Consider the following 21,177-nt stretch of genomic DNA (forward strand, 5'->3'; position numbering starts at 1 on the left):
TCGCTCCAGCTAAAGGAATATAGAATTGAGTCAAGTCTACAAACGGAATGAGTGATTGGAGCGATGAAGACGCTAGCCAAATGGTCTGTGGATGACTATCATCGCATGATCGAAGCGGGAATTTTGCGCGATCGCCGTGTGGAATTGCTAGCGGGTGAAATTGTTGAAATGAGTCCCGAAACGCCGATTGACTACAATACGGCAAGGCGAGGGGCGAAATACCTGGAGGAGTTGCTAGCAGGTAAAGCCGATGTGCGTTTCAATGGTCCGATTGCACTACCTGACTCTGAACCAGAACCGGATATTGCAATTGTTAGATTGCCGGAGTCTGCATACAACGATCGCCATCCTGAACCTGGTGATATCTTTTGGGTAGTAGAGGTTGCTAAGACCAGCCTGAAAAAAGACTTAGATCTCAAAACCTCTATCTACGCTACGGCTGAAATTCAAGAGTATTGGATTTTGGATTTATCTGCTAAGCGAATAATTGTCTTGCGATCGCCTCAGAATGGTCGGTACGTTACACAACAAGTTCTTCGTGAAGGTGCGATTGTACCGTTAGCATTTCCCGATGTTCAGGTATCTGTTGAGAGACTTTTTTCTTGAGTGCGATCGCTTATTTCCTTGAGGCTGTAGCGAGAACTGAGTTTCGTGGAGTGGGCATTGCTCACCCTGCTTTTTCTGCAAAGTATCATAAAAGTAGATTTTAGTAAGGGATGAACATGACTCTAGGAACTAATAAGCAGTCATTTATTATTCGTACAGAGCGAGGACTCACGATCACAGGCACCCGCATCACCCTCTACGATGTTATGGATCATCTTGCAGCAGGATGGACACCCAAGCTCATTCTGAACTGGCTCCCTTTGACAGAAGAACAACTCAATGCAGCACTCTCCTACATTGATTCCAACCGTACTGATGTAGAAGCAGAATATCAAACTGTCTTACAAGCAACCCAAGAGATACGGGAATACTGGGAAGACAAAAATCAGGAACGTTTGGCTGAAATTGCCAAAATACCTCCAAAACCAGGACAGGAAGAGATTTATGCTAAACTCCAAGCCTGGAAAGCGCAGCTTGGACTGACTGCATGATTGTTCTGGTTGATTACAATTTGACAGGTTATGTCGTTTTGTTTCAAGGGACTTTAGCCGCTAACGGTTGGCTTGACCTTCTCTCAATTCGTTTTGTGACGCTGAAAGAGGCGGGACTGGCTGCTGACAGCAATGATCGAATAATTTGGCGGTTCGCGCAATCCAATCAGATGCTTCTTTTGACCGCAAACCGAAACGCAAAAGGTGAGGATTCACTAGAACAAACAATCCGCGAAGAAGGCACCTCTACATCTGTGCCCGTGATTACGATTGGAAATCTGGATAGACTGGTTGAGCGAGAGTATCGGGAGCAGTGTAGTGCCCGTCTAGCTGACATTGTGTTGTCTATTGAAAACTATCTCGGAGTTAGTCGTCTTTTCATTCCGTGAGGTAATTGGTTCTAGCGGGTGATTGTAGCGATCGCGCTCGTACATTTACTCAGGGGCTTTGCTGCACCAAATTCTGTAGAAGCCGATTAGCATAATCTTGACTAATGCGCTCCTGTTCCAGGCGTTTTCGATGAAGTGCAAGATGAGCATATAGAGTTTCTTCTTCGGGGGTCAGATGAGGTAAGGTTTCAGCAATCGCTTCTGCAACAGTAACCGAAAATTCGTGAAAGGTTTCAAATGTTTTTGAATCCATCATAATAGATATTGTTTGAGGGAAATAAGATCGCAGTTGAGAAAGTATTTTAAATCCATCGATATCTAAATCCCCCCAATAGAAGATAGGGCAGAATGATAGCCAATTAGCAGATTTTAGGGTTTGAATAGCATAGCCACTACCAAACAGTGCAAAGCTGTCTTTTAAAAGGGGTAGAGTCAGAAAATTCATTAGATTTTCAGTGATAAAGCAGCGGTGTGTTTCTAAATTCAGTTGTCTAAACTCAGAAAGGGGAACACTGACATCAGAAAAAGGAAAGCCATATTTGATTTTTAAAATTTGATCTAAAATTCTAAGACGAATGAGAGGCTCGCGATACTTTAGAGAAAATCGCTTTTCAAAGGTATTTTCTTTCTCGCCTTCTAAAAACGCAAGTTTGTTAACGGGTAAAATATCCTCTAGAATGCTCCGTAAAATACCTTTATTTTGTTCAATAAATTTTGTATGAACCTGAATGGGTAGTTCTCGAATATAGAGATTAGGTTTGGGGTTATGTTGAAAGTATTGGCAGACTTTGAGTAAGTCATTCCAGCGATCGCTATACTCAATAACTTTTAAAGGGTTTCGGGAAAGCCAATCATTTAGTTCAGGAATTTCTAGCTGAATCAGGTCTATGTCTGCCTTAAATTGTGAAACTTCTTTTTCCTTCTTAATCAGTTTCAAATAATCCTGCTCTGTCTCAATGCTAATACGTTTAGGTAAAGATTGCTGTCCATATTTCTGTGTTCTTCTAGTTTCCAATTCTAGGGTGTAACCATACCCTAAATTATGTTTTGATTTTTGGATTAACTGAGTAACTACTTCGCGTAGAGCAAGGTAGTCTTTTGGAAGAAAACCTACTGAAAATTCTATAGGAAAGAAGCTATTTTCTATAATGATTGAAGTTAAAAATAAAGGATAACGTTGTTCGGATTTTTGTCTGATTTTAGCAGGATCAATCACTATTTTTTTGGAGAAAAGTTTGACGTTTTTGACGATGTTCTTCAATCGATATCGAATTAGTTCGAGAGTAGTTTCCTTCTGATACATTAGAGACAAAATGAAGGCTAGAAATATAAGGCTCAATTACATTTATTTTGTCTTTTGGAGTAACAACTAGGAGTTGAAGATTTAGATTTTTGAAGAGTTCCATTGCGTAACGTGCATTGCCATCATCTGACTTGCTAAATGCTTCATCAATGACAACAAATCGAAAAGATTTATGTTTTATTGTGTCTTGATTTAACCCGAATTGATAAGCGATCGCCGATGCTAGAATAGTGTAAGCCAATTTAACTTTTTGCCCGCCTGACTTTCCAGAAGAGTCTGTATGGTGTTCTTTTTCCGTGTTATCCGATCGGTATCTTTCACTTACTGAAAAATCTAGCCAATTACGAACATCAGTGACTAAGCCAGTCCATCTTTCTTCAGATTTGAAGCGTTCAATTAGACGGGTTTGAATACTTTTAAATCGTTCTTCGTTATCTTCGGCAGTTTGACGAGCAACATCACCGAGACAGGCTTTCAAATCTTCCTTAAAGCCTCGAACGTCAGAGCTACGGGTCGTATCGCAGCACAATTTAATATAGGTAGAATCTGTGTAATCAATTTGTCGTAGAGAGTCATTGAGGTCGTCAATTGCTTGCTGGATTTCTTCTTCCTGCTTCTCTAAAGAACTCTTAAACATTGAAATGGCAATTATCACTTTTTCATTCATTAATTGCTTAAATCGTTGTTCATGTCGAGGCAAATCATCTTGCTCGATTTGTGCCTTTAGCTTCAGGTATTCATCCAAGTAATCCAGCGAAGTTCCTAACTCTGACACGGTTTCAGGAAAAGCATTCTTAAAATTTAGCATCCGCATATTAAGCGAGCTTCGAGAGTCATCTTGCTGTCGTTCGTGTTGGCGGAGCCGTTCTTGCAAGTAATCGCGCAGGTTTTCTTCATCTTGAACGATCGTTTCTAATGTCATTGAATATTGCCTGAGCTTGGCTGCCATGCACTTTTCAAAGGCTTCAACTTCCGAATCTGCAACCGAGCGCAACTTCATTTCACAGTCACTCTGCTCTCTTCTAGCGTCACGTTGGCGATCTTCAAGGGTTTGAATTTCTCGAATCAAGCGTTCTCGTTGTTGATCTGCCTGAGTAATTTCTGTCTGGGTTGCCTTAAGCTGGATTTCAAGTTGCTTAAGTCGATCGGAACTGGCTTCTAACTGCTGCCGTTGTTTCTGGAGTTCGATGCGATCGCGTTCTATTGTTCGCCAATCAATCTCAGAGAAATCAGCAAACTTCATCAAATCTTGTAACCAGGATTTTTGTTGCGACCGTTGTTCGCGCTGTTGCTCTAGTGACTGCACTCGTTTGTCAATTTGTGCGAGTTGCTGATTAATTTGTTTTAAGTCTGCCTCTAAAGCTTTGATTTTGCTGGCATTATTCCAACCCAGAATGTAACTGCTGCGATCGCTAATTTGAGAGCGATCGTCCTTCTCGTGCCGTTCTCCACCATGTTTTATTAAGCCCTTGGGAGTAATAGCGCGAGTTTCATGCTGGAACTGGTCAACTGCATTGCAACAAACGTAGCTAAACTGGCGTACTAGTTGATCTCGCACCCATTGTGAGAATGTCTCATTTTCTTGTTTGATTTCCAACTTATAGGGAACTTGTTGGGGATCGAGGGGGCGTTGTGTTGGATTGGGAGCGATCGGGCTAACGGGATAATAAATCAACCGTCCTCGCAAATTAGTCCGGTTGACATAAGCATTGACAGCCTCAAAATGGGCATCAGGAACAAGAATGCATAATCCAAAACCTCGCAGCAGTCGCTCGATCGCCCCCTCCCATTCCTGTACCTCTGGGCGAACCTGTAAAAGCTCTCCAATAAAAGGAAGATCGCTGTCATCCAGATTTAGGTCATTGACAAGGCGATCGCGAATATCGAGATTAGTTTTAGGAATTTGGCTCTTGCGACTGCGAAGGGATTTTAACTCGTCCTTCAATTTAGTCTGTTGCTTTTGCAGATCGGCATACAGCAGCTTTTGTTCATCTCGTTGCGTTTCTAAAGTTAGTAAGGCAACAATAATTTCTTGCTTCAGGGCTTCTCCTTTTGTTCTAGCCGTGTAGAAAGTATTGCTATCGCTATACTGTGGAAGGTCTAAGCGTTGAGCGAGGTGATTATACTCGTCTGCCTGTTTTTTCTTGATATTTACTTCTTTCTGATGTTGTTCAATTTCTCGTTTCAGTTCTTGTCGTCTTTGACCTACACTATCTTGTTTGATAGAAAAGTCTAGATCCTTCTCTTGTTGACGTAGATTTGTGAGTTGGCGATCGCTTTCACCACGCTGATGTTGGGCATGAGTAAGCTGCTCTTCAATCGCTTGTAACTCTTGCATTAATAGATTGAGCTTCTTACTGGCAAAAAATGCAGGAACAATAGATTGAAGCTGCTGTAGGTTGGCTACCTCATTTTTTAATTTTGTATATTTTTCTGCTTGTTCAGTGAGTGGTAACAGTGCCTCTAACTGTTTGCGAGCTTTTTGAATGGCAGTGTGTGAAATAGTTAAGTTCTCATAACTTTCTTGCAACTCGTGAATCTTGGTTTGCACATCTGTTTTTTCCAACATGTGGTTGCGAACAAAGTCGTTCAATCCCCCAATCTCTTTAATGCTGACAGTTTGATTAAACAAATCTAGTGCTTTTTCAGATTGCAGACCAAGGCGTTTACGAAGTTGCTGGCTGTATTTAACAAATTCTTCAAACGTCTCAGCCCCAATCGCTTTCAATTGTTTCTTTAAGTCTGAAATCCGACTGCATTGGGCAAAATGTGTAGCGATGGTCAATTCCGCATCGGCAATCACAAAGAACTTCCGAACAGAGCCATCTTCCATCCACAACACCTGTGCCAGCGTGACCTCTTGTTTGCTGATGCGATCGCTAAAATACGCTAGCAAAACTGAAAGCTTCCCTTTTTCTCGGAGTAACTTGGGTTTTGAGCCATAGGATTCTTCCGCACGGGTGCGACCATAGGCTCCCTGCACATAGCTTTTCTCATCCCGTTCTCTCTTACCCGTTGCGCTGGAAGCCTGGTTGTAGTTACGGCGTTTATTTGGAACCAGTAACGTCAATAAGGCATCGACCAGAGTCGATTTGCCTGAACCGTTTGCCCCAGTGAGCAAGGCAATCCCTCCTTGCAAATCTAGCACCCAAGGGTGTTGGTCAAATGTCCCCCAGTTCAGGACTTCAAACCGTTGCAGACGAAAGCCTGCCAAGGCTTTATGGGAATCATCAGTCTGTTCTAGATCCAGGAGCATTTGCATAAACTTCTAGCTTTTGCCTTAAGAGTTCAAGCATGTCGGCATCAATTTTAGCTTTGAGGATGGGACGAACTTCGTAATTTTCATCTTGTCCAGATAGACGTTTGAGAAATCCGAGTTCTGTCGCTTGTTTCACTAACCCATCTACCTCACGCCGAAATCTTTCCTCATTGTTCCCTTCTGGCAGATAAAGTTGTAGCAAATCCCGAATTTTTTCAATACTTAACACAAGCCGCCCAGTTGCATCGCTGGCATCAAACTGTCGCAATTGCTCCCGCAGTAAAACACATAAAACAGTAACTCGAAAGCTCAATTGGCGACGAACAGTTAGGCGGGGTAGGGGTTCACTGCGCTCGTCGGGATTGGGGTCGGGTTGCTCTAGGTAAGCAAATCCTTCTGTTTCGTAATTTTGGACTCGTAAGCCAATCTTGGCAAAATATTCCTTAATCGGAGTTAGGTAGCTTTGCAACCGATCCCAATGTGGGTCATCACTGTAAACTACCCCTTGCAGGAGTTTGAGAATCACGGGCGCATAGAATTGGGGTGGCTGAGGTTGCATTATTTGGGCAGTCAGCGGCGAAAAATAATCTGTGGCACAGTTAGCCGAAGCTGTGTTTCTGGCTCTAGGCTAGGAATTGTGATTGAATCAATTGTACTAGTATTGATGAAATGGCGATTAGATAGAGTGGCGATCGCCAGGTAAGCAACCATTTCGGGCAATCCTTGCGTCACTGGGTAAAGTTGAATCAAGTCTGTTAGCGAGATAGTTGAGCAGTGTTCCAGTGCGTGAGCAATGCGCTGTACTAACAAATCTTCATCCACATAAAACTGCTGGTAAAGTTCAGCAATTTCTTCATCCAGCATGACTTCTGGTAAGTTAGTGAAATCTAGTGAGAATGTTGGTGTTTCCGACTCTACCAACGGATGCAAGGGACGTTCCATCACTAGATTAACAGCAGGTTCACCTTCTAAGACCCAAAAATCTGGCTCTGTTGGCATGTCATTCGCCACTTTTCGGGCAAGGCGTTGCACATCGGTAATCAGTTCCGCGACTCGTCGATTTTCCCTAAGATTGCGCTCATCCAACATCTGACGCAGTTTTTCGGTAAGCCGATGATTGGATTGCACAATGTATTCCCCAGCATTCAGTAAACTGCGCTCGATGCGACGGAGGAACTCATACTCGTGGGTTAATGGTTGCAATTCATCTAGCTGATAAACGTTTTGAATCAAGGATTTCAGCTCCTGTCGTTTACTAGTTGACATGAGAAAATTCCAGAAAGTATAGAAACTACGTCCCTGGTCAGAATCCTTCAACTCTTGATCTGCATCCAATACTCGGCTAACCACTGCCCCTTTACGAGTATCTTGCTGAAGCTGCGCTTCCTGGACAGTCCGAGTCAGCTTACGAAAGTTTTGTTCAACATCTCTAAAATCAGCAATTAGTTGACGAGTCACTTGATTGGCTAAAAGGAATCGTTCTTGCAGCCGCGTCTGGCTGTATCGTTCGACTACGCCTGTTTGACGAATGTGGTCAATTTCTAGCTGGATACGATCACGATCTTGTTCTAACTGAGCAATCCGCGTCTCTACATCAGTTGTACTACGATCTTGAATCTCTTTGAGCAATGAGAAAATTTGCAGAAAGCGAGATTCCGTACCCACAAACTCATCGCGTTGTTGCAGATCTTCCAACCAAGTGATCGCTTTTTCCGCCGCAGGAGTTAGGGTAAATACCGGATCATCACTATTATCAAAGGTTTTTCTCAAAAGCTGATCATCACACCATTCGCTGAGATACTCTTTAGGCGATCGGGGACAGAGATCAGGATAAATGTCTTGCAAAAATTCCACATAGTCACCTAACTTTTCTTCTAACTCTAGTTGGGCAACAGAAACCTGTTGAATTACCTTAAACTGCTTATGTAAAAAACTTAAAACTAAGGCAGCATTTCGGCTGCGTAAAAGCTTTAAAGTGGCAGAGGTTTCTAATTCACGCTTAATTTGTTCATATTCCATAACACTTTTTCGTTGATCAGGTTAGGCAAAATACAGACAAGCAGGCCCCATTAGCATTGCTCATGTTAGTACTTGATTTAATCATTCCACTGCTTGTCCTTAGTATCTTCTGGTTCTTAGCAGCAGTATAACAATCGCGTTGCAGCGGACGGTTGCAAGCCGCTGGGGCTGAGTTAAAGGCTACCTGCAGCCGCTCAACAGGAACGTTAAATCATCTGGCGATCGCTCTCTGCTCATAGCACAGGTTAAGGCACAAATTCCATCATCCACAGTTCTCCAAAATAAAAACAACGTAGGTTTCGCGCTTCACTCTACCTAGGCGACAAACTTGCGATCGCACCGCTTTAGATTGTCAACGAAGATGCGGGGAAAGAGGTTATCGATGGGGCGATTGCAACAGATAGCGTAGGGGAGAATCAGTAGAATTGAGAGAACTATCAACCCTATTGCTACCGATGCTAAAAACTGTCGAAGGGATTTATCAGAACGGACAAATTGAACTGGTCGAACTGCCGCAGGATGTAAGCGATTGGCTTCGCCACCGCCCAAAGGGCGATCGCACCCAAGTTCTCATCACCTTTCTCGATCCTGCCAAAATCGATCCCACCAAAGTACGCCAACTAATCGAGCAGTTGGAAACAATTGCAGGTATTCAGCAAGGCTTCGAGGAACTAGAGCGCGGTCAAACTCGCCCTATCGAAGATTTCATCCAAGAAATGTAGATGACCTAGACGATCTAGGAGATGAAGTCTAAATAGGTTGTCGGTGAAGGCGCAATCTAAAGACTCAGCCATTATTCGAGTTAAGTGTCCAGAGAATTGCCAACTAACTTGAGCAAAGCGAACATCAAACAGAGACAAAACCGCTCGTCAAAGGCATGGCTGTATTCACCAAGGTTAACAATGGGCCCGTTTGTTCCTGTCCGTTTACCGCTAACTCGCTGTGACACAGGTAAATCTGCTCGCTGACTCGACCAATTAAATCTCGCAGAATCCGCCGCAATCGTTCCTCATCCGCTTGAAATTTATCTTCTTCTGTCCAAGGGCGTCCTGACCATTCTTTGAGAAATAAAGGTGCCCCAAACAGGATAGCCGCACCACCACTTGACCACAGAGGAGATCCGGCGTCTAGCCAGAAATGGTAGTGGTGAGAGCGACGGCTGGCGCGGTACTGGAAGATCGTGGCTAAGGTAATGGCATCGTTAGTGTTGGCGGCGAAGCGGCGTACAGGGTAGGGGTTGGCGGTGACGGTACCGCGACGCAGCAATTGAATAAATTGAGCAACAGTGGAATGGTCGAGACTGGTATTTTGGGCGCTTTTTTGCAGGCGTCCATCGACTTCCCAGTAGTGTTGGGCAGTTTCCATCAGTTCCCGCAAGGCGGAAAGTTGGTCGTAGGGAAGACTGATGGCGTTGCCCAAAAAGCGTTGAATGGCGCGGTCGAGAAGAGCGATCGCATTTAAAATAAGTCGTTGTTCTTGTTGCTGTCGCTGTATCTCCAACCACTGCACAATCTCCAAATAAGCAGTAGTGGCGCGATGTCCTAATCTATCCCAGCGGGGAAAAGATTCTACAGACAGCAAGCGAGGCTGTTCGGGACTAGGGGAGTAGCAATAATCGGCAAGTAAACCCGCCCGTACAGGATCGATGGCAGGCTCCAGCTTTGGCTGAGAACCGCTGCTGGGTTTTGAACTGAGAACAACCAGCATCTCTGCTATGGCATCCCGGTCTACTAAGCGTCCCAAACCTGGATAAACTAAAGCCAAAAGGGTCAGCAGGGCACGAATCAGGGGAGAGCTAATTAAGGGGCGCTGGTCGTTGAGGGGTTCTACAGGGATGCCCTGGTTCGTCAAAATTTCCGTGAGGGTGTAACGAGCGATCGCATCTAAACCGGGCGCAATCACCGCAATTTCCCCTGGACGAGCCTTCCCTGATTTCACCAAGCTGGCCAACACTTCAGCCGTTTGCCGCAACAGTTCAGCTCGTGAGGTGGTTTGGAGTGACTGCACTGTGGCGGGTAAGCCTGTGAGAAACAAGGGTGCGTCGCCGATTGATTCTATCACCGCATCTTTCACGGTGTGTGCCAAGCTTCCAAAGCGCGACCCTGATAAGGTTTCGACGTGACAGCGGGAGGCTAACTTTTCTAGGTAGCCAGGGTCAGCATTTAGCCCCAATCTCACCTTGCCATCGGAATTATAGGTAAACACGCCAACGATATCGCGGTCAAGCAGATGGTCGAATAAATCCTTGGCAATAGCCGGATAATCATCAACATCATCGGCAAACACCGCTTGATAACGCGATCGCCAACGCTCTAAATAAGTAGAGTCAGCAAGTAGTTCCCGCCAATAGAGATCGCAAATAATCCCGTAGGTGAGAAATCCTCTCTCTAGACACCATTTCCGCCATTTCAGCAGCATTTCCCCCATCAGCGCCCACTGTTCGGGCGTTCCCTCCTGTTCGCTCATTCCTTCTTCCAGGATGCTGGGAAGATCTTCTACAGGAATGCCACTGACGGCGGCTAACTGCAATAAGTCTAGGATGCGTCGTACTAATCGATACTCGCTGACTCCGGCAAACTGTAGGCGATCGCTATCCAACTCCGGACGCCATAACTGTGTCGCCAATTCCTGTTCAGTTTCCGGGCGTAGCCGCAGGGGAAACTGTGCCCGCAGATCCAGTCGCTGAATCAATAACGGCCAAAATAGGATCACCTCATCTTGAAAAAAACCTAGAGGCGTCTTGGATAGAACAGGGTAGCGCCCTTGGACTGCGATCGCTAAGCGATCCGCCAGTTCGCGACGGTTGTCATCGTTTGCCGCAAATACCAAAACGGCTGACGCCATCTGCGAGTGACGGTGGTTCCAACTCGACGCTGAACCGGAACGTCCTTGCGTACCCACTCTTTTATCAACCCATCGGCAAAACTCCTGGACAAGGTGAGTCGTCTTGCCACTGCGAGTTGGCCCAGTAATCCAAATTGATGAACTCAACACGAATTTTCGGGAGGTAATTTGTTAATATACCACGTACAGTGGTTTTAACTATTCTGGCAGTTTCTCCTGTCAAAGAATACCCGGCATACTTCGTGTTATTCAATTCAGTGTTTTGATGAACTTAAACGCGATCTTACGTAATGCTAGTCGATGGTTCTCAGATACGCCGGAGAGGGCTTTAGATCAGGCATACCAAGCGGCGCTGATGATTAAAGCCATTGAAGACGAACATTTTAATGGCAAAAAAATTACCGCTGAATCTGCTAACTATGGGGATAGCGCTTTTTCTTATTTTGAATCTGAGCTAAAAAAATATTTAAAAATTGTCAAGTCGCGATTGAGAGAATTCAACATGAGCCGCTCTATGGTCAACCGTGTTGAACCTAAAAGATTTAAAAACAATCGCGCAAATTCTGCTGAATCCTTGGCTAATTTTTACGCAATGGAGCTTGACGAAAAATCGTCAATTATTATTGAAAAACTAAATTTTATTGATGAAACTATCGCTAAGTATGAAAATAAAAATTCTCTGATTACTCAATCTTCAGCTTTAGTCGAAGTTCCTAAACCAAAAGAAGATTTTAATCAAGAAGTTCCTAGGAATCTCCCTAAGCGAGTTCCCACCACTAGTAAAATTCAACAAACTTCAGGTACTTTCGCTAAAGATGTGGGGCCTAAGGCTGAAACATTTGCCAGTAAGACCGGGGTTTTGCCCAGATCGATTTTGAGAACGGTTAATCGACTGCAAAGAGACCTTAACCCTAATGCAGAAGCAGAAGTTGTTCAAAATTTCCGCAGTTCTCAAACCAAAACAGTGATTTCGGTTAAATTCATTTTAACTTTAATTATTGTCCCTATTTTAACGCAGCAAATTGCCAAAACCTTCGTAGTTAGTCCAATTGTTAATCATTTTCGGAATCAAGAAGAAACAGTTCTCTTCCTAAATCAGGATTTAGAAGAAGAAGCCTTTGTCGAATTAGAACGCTTTGAACAACAGCTAAAGTTCCGTACCTTGCTTGGTTTTGCCCCTAGACTCAATCAAGAAGAGATAGAGGCACAACTTCAGGAAGAAGCTTTAGAATTAGCAGAAGAGTATCGAAATAGAAGCTTCAATGCTATAAAAAATATTTTTGCTGATTTATTAGCAACTATTACTTTTTGTTTAGTTATTGTTAATAGCAAAAAAGAAATTGCCATTTTAAAATCATTTATTGATGACGTTGTATATGGTCTGAGTGATAGTGCTAAGGCTTTTTTGATTATTTTGTTTACTGATATGTTCGTGGGATTTCACTCTCCCCACGGCTGGGAAGTCATTCTAGCAGGGCTTGCTAGACATTTAGGGCTTCCAGAAAGTAAAGATTTTATTTTCCTTTTTATTGCCACTTTCCCAGTGATTTTAGATTCTGTGATTAAATATTGGATTTTCCGCTACCTCAATCGGATTTCGCCTTCTGCGGTGGCTACTTATAAGACGATGAATGAATAATTATCATCAGCTAGCTTTCAGCGTCCGGATCGGATAGCCTTCATAGTAATAGTACGATCGGAGAAGAAAGACCTAGGCTATGTTGGAGGCACCCGAAAAATTTCCTGTGCTGGGGCTACCAGTTCACTTATTAAATGATTATGGGCATTGGTTAGGCACTCGCGTACAACAGAGGCTTGGTAGTCATGTGGTGACGCTGAATGCAGAGATGGCAATGCAGGCAGAACGCAACAACAGTCTTGCCAGTATTATCCAGCGAGCAGAATTGGTGATTCCAGATGGGGCTGGGGTGATATTTTACTTGTGGCTTCAGGGGAAGCGACAGCAGCGTTGTCCAGGAATCGAGCTGGCAGAATCTTTATTACGGCAGGCGGGACAGTGGGGAGCTTGTCCAGTCTTTTTCTATGGAGGTGCCCCAGGTGTGGCGCAAGCGGCGGTGAACGTATGGCAGAGCAGATTGCCGGAATTAGCGATCGCTGGCGTGCAACATGGTTATATCAATGATGTCGAAACCCAAGAACTTAAAACGACTCTCCAGGATAAACAACCCCAGATTATTTTGGTGGGTTTAGGTGTTCCGCGTCAGGAGTTATGGATTGCCGAAAATCGTCACCTTTGCCCTAATTCCGTTTGGATTGGGGTTGGTGGTAGCTTTGATATCTGGGGGGGGATTAAAACCCGTGCGCCAAGCTGGTTGCGGGATAATCATTTGGAATGGCTCTATCGGCTCTACCAAGAACCCTGGCGCTGGCGTCGGATGCTAGTGTTGCCCCAGTTTGCCCTCAAAGCCTTAGCGCAGCGCTTGGCGTGATTGATCATTTCGACGGGAAGACTTCCGCCACAATATAGTGATTTTTGGGACTCCACACCTTGATTATGGTCGTGGAGGATGTCAAAATTCACCAATCCTTTTTGATCGTGTTTCTATGACCGCAGTCTTTGGTCATTCTGGTTCCAGTAAAACTCACCAGCCAGTTGCTCCGAATACCGTCACTGATGAGCCGTCGGTGATGGTGCAGTTGCAAGGTGTAACGAAAACCTATCCCAATGGCAGTTGGGGGCTGGATAAGGTCAATCTGACGGTGCGGCGGGGGGGCTTTTTGTTTGTGACGGGCCCGTCGGGTGCAGGGAAGTCAACGTTGCTGAAGTTGCTGTATGGGGCAGAACGTCCGACGCAGGGAGAGGTGATTGTTGATGGATCTAATGTGGGGAAATTGAGAGGCGATCGCCTGTCGTTACTGCGCCGCCGTATCGGAGTTGTTTTTCAAGACTATAAACTGATTCCCCGCCGCACGGTTACAGAAAATATCGCCTTCGTTCTCTGGGCGCAGGGCTACACCCGCAAAGACATTCAGCGACGCATTCTCCCCACCCTAAAGCTCGTTGGTTTGCAGCACAAAGCGGACTGCTTTCCTGAAGAACTCTCTGGGGGAGAACAGCAGCGAGTCAGCCTCGCCCGTGCCATCATTGGCACTCCTCCCGTATTGCTAGCTGATGAACCTACAGGCAACCTTGATTTTGATAATTCCCGGCAAGTCTTGAGTATTCTCCAAAAACTTAACGGGATGGGGGTAACGGTGATTGTCACCACTCATGACGCCGGGCTAATCCGGATGGCGAATCAGCCAGTCGTGCAGTTACGGGATGGGCGATTGTATCGAGTTAGTTAAGCTCAGATCTATGTTGAAAATCCTCAGTCGGGTTGACTGTGAGAGGATGAAGGCAGAACGAAATAATTGTAGAAACCGCGCTTTCTATGCAATCTGTTGATTTCACGACAATTACGGCTGCTTGTTGTCAGCTAAGGGCTGACTGGATTCCGGCACGCGTCGAACAGGTTTATCAGCGCGATCGCTATACTATTGCCCTTGCACTACGAACCCTCAAACAACGGGGTTGGCTGACGATTTCCTGGCATCCCCAAGCCGCCCGCCTGCATCTTGGCGATCCACCACCCCGTATCCCCGATACCTTTACCTTTAGCGACCAACTCCGCCATCAACTCAGTGGTTGGGCACTCGTTGCCATAGAAGCGATCGCGCCGTGGGAGCGAGTCCTCGATTTGCAATTTGCCCGACGCCCCGGTGACCCGATCCAGTGGCACCTCTACACCGAAATCATGGGCAAATACAGCAACGTCATCCTCACCGATGCCGACCATCTAATTGTTACCACTGCTCATCAAGTCAGTGCCCAGCAATCCAGCATCCGCCCCGTACAAACTGGGCAACCCTACGAAGTTCCCCCCGCCCTTACTGGCACCTTCCCCCGCGCCGATGAATCCCCAGAGCGCTGGCAAGAGCGAGTCAGCCTTGTCCCAGGGCGTCTGTCGCGTCAGTTACTCAAAGCTTATCGCGGCTTAAGTCCTGCCATTGCTAGCTCCATGGCACAAGCTGCCAACTTAGACCCCAACTGTTCCACCGAAACCTTAAACGCCTCCGATTGGCAACGGTTATTTCAGCGCTGGCAAGAGTGGCTGCAATTGTTGAAAACCGAGAATTTCACGCCAGGTTGGACAGAAGACGGGTACACCGTTGTCGGTTGGGGCATAGTCAAGCCTGCCCAAACTATCCACACCCTGCTCAATCGCTACTACACCGACCAACTTAACCAACAAGAATTTAAGCGGCTGCACCATCAGCTCAGTCAGAAAATTACCAACCTTCTCACCAAACTGCGTCTCAAAGCCTCAACCTTTGAAGAGCGCTTGCAGCAATCTGACGAGGCGGATTTACATCGGCAACAAGCTGACTTACTGATGGCGCACCTCCAAGCTTGGCAACCGGGAATGCAGGTGATTGAACTTTCCGATTTTGAAACAGGCAAGCCTGTGCAGATTTCCCTAAATCCAGAAAAGAATGCAGTTCAAAACGCTCAAGCACTCTACAAACGCCACCAAAAGCTCAAACGTGCCCGCAACGCCGTAGAGCCGTTGCTGCAAGAGGTGCAGGAGGAAATTAACTATCTAGAACAAGTTGAAGCCTCGCTCAACCAGCTTGATACCTATAACACCCCAGACGATTTGCAAACGCTGCAAGAAATCCGCGAGGAGCTGATCCAGCAGAAATATTTAGATGCCCCGGAACAGCGCAGCCGCGATGTCTCTGAGGGTTCCGAACCTTACAAGTATCAAGCCCCTAGTGGATTTGAAGTCTTGATCGGGCGTAATAATCGGCAAAATGACCAGCTCACCTTCCGCACGGCTGGAGATTACGACCTGTGGTTTCACACCCAAGAAATTGCCGGGAGTCACGTTCTTTTGCGTTTAGAGCCAGGAGCCGTCGCCGACGAGGCTGATTTACAGTTTGCTGCTGATTTAGCGGCTCACTACAGCCGAGCGCGTCAAAGTGACCAGGTGCCAGTGGTTTACACTGAACCGAAACACGTCTATAAGCCCAAAGGTGCAAAACCTGGTATGGCAATCTACAAGCAAGAACGCATCATCTGGGGGCGTCCTCAAACAGGAAGTCACTATCCAACGGTAGATTTGTAATCAGCAAATTGTTAATTTTTTTAAAAAATCGGTGTTTACTGTTACAATCTTTATTAAGAAATTGCACCTGCTGCCGAATGGGAACGTGCGGCTGGGGTTTCCTTGAGTAGAACGACGACAATTAGATTTCACTAAACCAGTAGTTAGAGCTGCTGGTTTTTTTTGCGATCGCGCCTTTACTCTTCAACGCTCCCTACTCAGTCGGCTCATCCAGGTGTTCTGCCACCGAATAATAAAGGTCAAGAACGTGATTATCCTGGAGGCGGTAGAAAACTTTGCGCCCCTCCTTGTGATAGCGAACGAGGCGCATTGAGCGCAAAGACCGTAACTGGTGAGATACAGCAGATTCGCTCATATCTAGCGCTGCTGCTAAGTCACAGACACATAGTTCCTGTACTGCCAAAAGCGAGACAATCCGCAGGCGATTGGCATCTCCTAGCAAGCTGAAGAATTCCGCCATGCGCTGGGCTTTCTCTGTGCTGAGGATTTTGTATTGGAGCTGAGAAACTTCCTCAATCTCCATTGGGCAGGGTGCTGTGCAATGAGCACCTTGGCGTGCCTGAAGACTGACTACAGCCCCCTCAGTTGAAGGTTGAGGTGACATCTGACTCCTAGAGTGCGAGGTAAAACTTGGCACTTTAATATTAACGGATGGAAATGATTAACATTCTCAGTTGCCTATATTCACTATGATAACTGAACAGGTGCTCAGATGATAGTGGAGCAATTTCCCCCCTTCTGACACGACGGCAAAAAAAATCAGTAAAAGGTACTTGCAAAGAACCTATAAGTTTGTTACCTTAGTTAAGCGCCAAAACGCGCTCGCCGGGATAGCTCAGTTGGTAGAGCAGAGGACTGAAAATCCTCGTGTCCGGAGTTCAAATCTCCGTCCTGGCATTTTTTATTGCTTAATCTCTAATTCATGTGCTGTAAGGAACGCAGCGTGATTAAGAGAAATTTTGACGAGGCAACTCCTCTATACAACTGACGATGTTTTGACTATGCTTTGACTATGAATACACAAGCTTCATAGTCAAAACTATGGGAACACCTCAGAAGAGCAGTAAGGGCAGTGTAGGGATTGAATCGTTCCAAGGCAGGTTGCGGTTACGACTACCTCGGCAAATTTATGGCGGTAAGCAAAAATACTTCAGTCTCGGCTTACCTGACACACTGGATAACCGTAAAGTAGCGGAAGCTAAAGCACATCAGATTGAACTGGACATCATCTCTGATAACTTTGACTTTGCCCTAGCTAAGTACAAACCCAAGTCACACCTAACGGTTGTTGAGACAATCAAACCAAAACCTGAACTTAACTTGAGTCAGTTGTGGGACATGTACGAAACGTACAAAAAGCCACAAGTTTCCCAATCTACCTTGGCAAAGGATTATAAGAAGACTAGGAACATGATTCAGAAGCTTCCCGATCAGTCCCTAGAGCAGGCAATAGGCATCAGAGATTACCTAATAGCTAACTATTCTCCTAATGCAGCCAAGCGCTACCTAGTACAGCTTTCAGCCTGCTGTAACTGGGGTATGAGATCGAAGCACATCAAAAGCAACCCTTTTAGGGCAATGGCAAGCGATATTAAGCTGCAACGGAATACAGAAGGAAGTAGACAGGATGCCTTTTCAGCAGATGAAAAAGATTTAATCATTTCTGCCTTTGAAAATAACCGTTACTACAGCTACTATGCTCCTCTTGTAAGGTTTTACTTCCTGACTGGTTGTCGTCCTAGTGAAGCGGTTGCTCTACGGTGGCAAGATATATCATCAGATTTTCGTAATATTACTTTTTGCCAAGCGGCAACGATATCTGTTGATGGCATCAAGATTAAAAAAGGTTTGAAGACTCAACAAAAACGCACTTTTCCAGTAAATGCTCAATTGCAAGAATTACTACAGTCAATTAAACCTGAAGATTGTCAGCCAAGTTATTTGGTCTTTCCCAGTCCCAACGGCGGTTTGATAGATGTTCACAACTTCTGCAACCGTGCTTGGAAGTCGGTTCTACAGAAACTAGACATTCCCTATAGAACCCCTTACTCTACCCGCCATACTTTCATAACTCTATGTCTGGAAAAAGGACTGGATGCTAAGGATGTAGCGCGATGGGTAGGCAATAGCGCTGAAATCATCTACAAACACTATGCCAGTAACAAACGGGATTTAGCTGTACCCGTCCTTTGACTTCGTAAGCTAAAAAAAACATCATTATTGTGGAAATATAGGCTATTCACCAGTGCGATCGCCAGGAATCCCATTCTTTAATTCCGCAACAGCATCATACTTTCGTCGCCCTAGAAAATCATTCCGCTGCTCTCGATCGCCCACCTCCAAAATTACGCTACAGGTAGCAATATTCGTGAAGAGCGATCGCCACCGCAACTTACACCAATCGTAATCACCTCAGCCTCCATCAAGCGGCTTTCTCCCGGAGGTAAGCCCGTACCGGAGTTAACGGGATAGGCAGGAAAGCAGGCAGCACTGAGGCTAAGGCGCAGAGAATGACCTTGATGGATACGGGTACAGGTAGCTTGCAAAGATACGCGTAAGGGAGTCGTTTCTGGCTGGGATTCCACCCGCAGGTAGCCTTGAGTGAGATTGTAGACGCTGCCATCGAGATGAACCTCCGATAGCACGGCACAGAGGTCAAAACTAGCTGCATCAGCAGTACAGTAGATTTCTGCCGTTACCTCCCCGCTTAAGTGCAAGTCTGCCATCAAAGGAGCAGTAGTGTAGGTGAGAACATCCGTGCGGCTGTCGAGGTGGGAACGTTCAAAAGAACCCGCCGGAGCTACTGCATGACCTCCCAAAGCAGGAACGGGACGCCAGGGATCGTGTACAAACACATCATCCAGACAAGCCTCAGCAGGCGTGGCAACTAATGCACCTTCGTTAAAGCTAGCTAACCCCGTACTGGCGAGAAAATAGGATTTGGGCTTGTTCGGCAATGCCTCCAGGAAGCGCCATTCATTGCTCCCCATCTCAAACAAAGAAACGGGAGGTTCCTTCTCCAATCCGCTATCTATGCCCTTGAGGAACTGGTCAAACCAGCGAATTTGCAGCCGATCTACGGGAATTACCGCCTCTTCTCCGTAATCCACTGCCCCCACCTTTTGCCCCCAGAGGAGGTGCGCCCAAGGGCCAATAACGAGATGTTGGGGGCAGGTACTGCGAGCTGCCATCTCTTGATATAGGTGGAGAGTGCCGCGCAGGAAGGTGTCGAACCAACCGCCAATGTGGAGCATGGGGAGGTCAACATTTTGTAGCAAATGCTTCGGGGAAAGTTTTTCCCAATATTCCCCTGGTCGGGGATGATCTAACCAGGTATGGTAAAAGGAATCCGGCGCTAAGTCCTTGAGGATGGTAGGGCGTGCTGGAATGGAGTCAGATAAGGGTAGGTTCTGCGCGGCGGCATATAAGGCTTGATAGGCTGGCTCATCTCCCCGTAAGCGGGCGGTTTCTGTAGCGAGTTGAATTGCCCAGGCGAGATTGGCTTGCAGGCAAAAGGCTCCCCCTTCATACGCCCAGTCGCTGTACAAGTCGTAGCCAATCATCGCCGGACAAATAGTTTTGAGGGCAAAAGGGCGCTGCACGGCGGCATAAAGCTGAGTCATTCCCTGGTAGGAAAAGCCATACATGCCGACACTACCCGTGCTACCGGGTAAACTCGCTGCCCAGTTAACGGCATCAACTCCGTCTTCAACTTCATGGGCGAACAGTTCAAACTCGCCTTCTGAGGTGCCTCGTCCCCGGACATCCTGGATGACGACGATGTATCCTTGGGCAGCATACCAGGTGGGATGAGCGTAAACGACGGTAGAGGCGATCGCTCTTCTATAGGGTTGCCGCATCAGCAACACCGGAAACTCTCCCTCTCCCTCCGGGCGATAAATATCCGCATCTAACCGCATCCCATCACGGGTAAGCATTGATGCCGTTTCTTTTTGAACCTTTAACATTAGCGTTTAATTTTGGACGGTTCTAAAATTCGGTGGAGTAGCTGAGAAATCTGCTGGTTGATAGCAGTGAGTTCAAAGCGTTGAATTGCTTGAATCTCAGCTTGATCGGCAATCATTGCTGCCTGCTGTGGCTGATTGCGGCAGGTAGTGATAATTTGAGCAAGTTGCTGAGAATCTCCAGGAGACAATAGCCATCCAGTTTTACCGATATCGACTAATTCCACCACTCCTCCAGCCGCCGCCGCAACGACGGGGCATCTACAAAGCATGGCTTCGACAATCACTCGCCCAAAGGGTTCGGGAGCAGTTGAAGTATGAGCGATTAAATCGCAAGCTGCCATCAGCCGCACAATATCCCCACGAAATCCTAAAAACCGTACCCGCTCCTCAAGTTTGAGTTCTGCTACTTTTTGATGTAACTGCTGGACATAGTCTTGTTCGCCAAATAGTGCATCGCCAACAAAAACTGCTGTTACCTCATCAGGACACAAAGCCAGTGCTTCGAGCAAAATATGCTGCCCTTTCCAGGGAGATAGGCGGCTAAAGTGACCGACTAAAAATTGCCCATTAATTCCTAATTCTTGTCTTACTTGTTGGCGGTTGAAATCATTGTTTTGATATAATTTTGGGTCAAAGCCGTTGTAGACAACTTCTGCAATCTCATGTCGTCCTCCCGCTTCAACAAAAGCAGTACGAGTCGCTTGAGAATTAGCAATGACTAATGAAGCAAAGTTATTAGCTAAAGTAACAATAATCTGACGGTTAGTGCGGCTGAAATGGTCGGGTGAGAGAATGTCACGCAGGTGATAAACCAAAGGACAGCGGCTGAGAAAACTAGCGATCGCACCAACAACTAAAGCTTTTTGGGTGTTGGCGTAGATTAGATCGTAGTCACGGGCTAGTTTTGCTACTTTAGCAATTAAAGGAGCCAGGGAACCTACGCTGCTTAAACTCTGTATGATTCCGCTCTCTTTGCGAACGTTGATTTGCTCGGTAGTCAGCACTTGTACGGGGATTTGCTGTTGTTCTAATAGGTCTTTAAAAGCACCATCGGCAAACAAACCAACCAGACAATGATCTCGATAGGGTTTGGCAACGTCTGTTAAAGATATTTCCGCCCCCCCTAACTTACCGCTTTGGTCTAAGAACAGGATTTTCATGCCGAT

Annotated in this window: 17 protein-coding genes and 1 tRNA gene; 10 read left to right on the top strand and 8 right to left on the bottom strand. The window is 46.0% G+C overall.

What is annotated here, in order from left to right:
- Positions 1 to 63 precede the first annotated feature (63 nt).
- The 3 genes from AC5JR3_RS07755 to AC5JR3_RS07765 all read left to right on the top strand — a co-directional run bounded on the left by AC5JR3_RS07755 (position 64) and on the right by AC5JR3_RS07765 (position 1,486).
- Positions 64 to 606 carry a Uma2 family endonuclease gene (locus tag AC5JR3_RS07755; protein ID WP_495844619.1) on the top strand — a complete coding sequence of 181 codons (543 nt, stop codon included), beginning with the start codon at positions 64 to 66 and terminating at the stop codon, positions 604 to 606.
- A 116-nt stretch (positions 607 to 722) separates the two neighbouring features.
- Entirely contained in the window at positions 723 to 1,097 is a 375-nt protein-coding gene (locus tag AC5JR3_RS07760; protein WP_495844621.1) for a DUF433 domain-containing protein, read from the top strand.
- Entirely contained in the window at positions 1,094 to 1,486 is a 393-nt protein-coding gene (locus tag AC5JR3_RS07765) for an ACP S-malonyltransferase (RefSeq protein ID WP_495844623.1), read from the top strand. The genes AC5JR3_RS07760 and AC5JR3_RS07765 overlap by 4 nt, the downstream gene beginning before the upstream one ends.
- 49 nt (positions 1,487 to 1,535) lie before the next feature.
- Here the strand turns inward: AC5JR3_RS07765 and AC5JR3_RS07770 are convergent, their stop codons facing one another.
- Genes AC5JR3_RS07770 through AC5JR3_RS07785 form a run of 4 tightly spaced genes read right to left on the bottom strand, consistent with a single transcriptional unit; the run spans position 1,536 to position 8,067 of the window.
- On the bottom strand, positions 1,536 to 2,702 hold the full coding sequence (locus AC5JR3_RS07770; RefSeq protein ID WP_495844625.1) for a Wadjet anti-phage system protein JetD domain-containing protein: 1,167 nt from the start codon (positions 2,700 to 2,702) through the stop codon (positions 1,536 to 1,538).
- Positions 2,695 to 6,051 carry an ATP-binding protein gene (locus AC5JR3_RS07775; protein ID WP_495844627.1) on the bottom strand — a complete coding sequence of 1,119 codons (3,357 nt, stop codon included), beginning with the start codon at positions 6,049 to 6,051 and terminating at the stop codon, positions 2,695 to 2,697. The genes AC5JR3_RS07770 and AC5JR3_RS07775 overlap by 8 nt, the downstream gene beginning before the upstream one ends.
- Entirely contained in the window at positions 6,020 to 6,607 is a 588-nt protein-coding gene (locus AC5JR3_RS07780) for a DUF4194 domain-containing protein (RefSeq protein WP_495844628.1), read from the bottom strand. The genes AC5JR3_RS07775 and AC5JR3_RS07780 overlap by 32 nt, the downstream gene beginning before the upstream one ends.
- 11 nt (positions 6,608 to 6,618) lie before the next feature.
- Positions 6,619 to 8,067 carry a DUF3375 domain-containing protein gene (locus AC5JR3_RS07785; RefSeq protein WP_495844630.1) on the bottom strand — a complete coding sequence of 483 codons (1,449 nt, stop codon included), beginning with the start codon at positions 8,065 to 8,067 and terminating at the stop codon, positions 6,619 to 6,621.
- A gap of 455 nt (positions 8,068 to 8,522) precedes the next feature.
- Between AC5JR3_RS07785 and AC5JR3_RS07790 the strand changes: the two genes are divergently transcribed.
- Positions 8,523 to 8,789, top strand: coding sequence for a hypothetical protein (locus AC5JR3_RS07790; RefSeq protein ID WP_495844632.1), 267 nt, complete (start codon positions 8,523 to 8,525; stop codon positions 8,787 to 8,789).
- Between the two features lie 124 nt (positions 8,790 to 8,913).
- Here the strand turns inward: AC5JR3_RS07790 and AC5JR3_RS07795 are convergent, their stop codons facing one another.
- Positions 8,914 to 11,061, bottom strand: a complete 2,148-nt coding sequence (locus tag AC5JR3_RS07795) for a recombinase family protein (RefSeq protein WP_495844634.1) — start codon at positions 11,059 to 11,061, stop codon at positions 8,914 to 8,916.
- A gap of 115 nt (positions 11,062 to 11,176) precedes the next feature.
- Here AC5JR3_RS07795 and AC5JR3_RS07800 point away from each other — a divergent pair, with 115 nt between their 5' ends.
- The 4 genes from AC5JR3_RS07800 to AC5JR3_RS07815 all read left to right on the top strand — a co-directional run bounded on the left by AC5JR3_RS07800 (position 11,177) and on the right by AC5JR3_RS07815 (position 16,043).
- Positions 11,177 to 12,550, top strand: coding sequence for a proton extrusion protein PcxA (locus AC5JR3_RS07800; RefSeq protein WP_495844636.1), 1,374 nt, complete (start codon positions 11,177 to 11,179; stop codon positions 12,548 to 12,550).
- Positions 12,551 to 12,629: 79 nt separating this feature from the next.
- Positions 12,630 to 13,361: a WecB/TagA/CpsF family glycosyltransferase gene (locus AC5JR3_RS07805; protein ID WP_495844638.1), complete on the top strand. Its 732-nt coding sequence runs from the start codon at positions 12,630 to 12,632 to the stop codon at positions 13,359 to 13,361.
- Positions 13,362 to 13,476: 115 nt separating this feature from the next.
- Positions 13,477 to 14,220 carry a cell division ATP-binding protein FtsE gene (ftsE, locus tag AC5JR3_RS07810; protein WP_495844639.1) on the top strand — a complete coding sequence of 248 codons (744 nt, stop codon included), beginning with the start codon at positions 13,477 to 13,479 and terminating at the stop codon, positions 14,218 to 14,220.
- Between the two features lie 86 nt (positions 14,221 to 14,306).
- Positions 14,307 to 16,043: an Rqc2 family fibronectin-binding protein gene (locus AC5JR3_RS07815; RefSeq protein ID WP_495844641.1), complete on the top strand. Its 1,737-nt coding sequence runs from the start codon at positions 14,307 to 14,309 to the stop codon at positions 16,041 to 16,043.
- Between the two features lie 193 nt (positions 16,044 to 16,236).
- Here AC5JR3_RS07815 and AC5JR3_RS07820 read toward each other — a convergent pair whose 3' ends face one another.
- On the bottom strand, positions 16,237 to 16,647 hold the full coding sequence (locus tag AC5JR3_RS07820) for an ArsR/SmtB family transcription factor (protein WP_495844642.1): 411 nt from the start codon (positions 16,645 to 16,647) through the stop codon (positions 16,237 to 16,239).
- A 220-nt stretch (positions 16,648 to 16,867) separates the two neighbouring features.
- Here AC5JR3_RS07820 and AC5JR3_RS07825 point away from each other — a divergent pair.
- A tRNA-Phe gene (locus AC5JR3_RS07825) sits at positions 16,868 to 16,940 on the top strand.
- A gap of 144 nt (positions 16,941 to 17,084) precedes the next feature.
- Positions 17,085 to 18,236, top strand: a complete 1,152-nt coding sequence (locus tag AC5JR3_RS07830; RefSeq protein ID WP_495844645.1) for a tyrosine-type recombinase/integrase — start codon at positions 17,085 to 17,087, stop codon at positions 18,234 to 18,236.
- 152 nt (positions 18,237 to 18,388) lie between these two features.
- On the opposite strand, the gene AC5JR3_RS07835 is transcribed toward AC5JR3_RS07830, so the two are convergent.
- Positions 18,389 to 20,011, bottom strand: a complete 1,623-nt coding sequence (locus AC5JR3_RS07835; protein WP_495844647.1) for a CocE/NonD family hydrolase — start codon at positions 20,009 to 20,011, stop codon at positions 18,389 to 18,391.
- A complete protein-coding gene (locus AC5JR3_RS07840; RefSeq protein WP_495844648.1) occupies positions 20,011 to 21,171 on the bottom strand; it encodes a glycosyltransferase family 4 protein in 1,161 nt (386 codons plus the stop codon). The genes AC5JR3_RS07835 and AC5JR3_RS07840 overlap by 1 nt, the downstream gene beginning before the upstream one ends.
- Positions 21,172 to 21,177 lie beyond the last annotated feature (6 nt).

The organism is Kastovskya adunca, assembly GCF_059505785.1.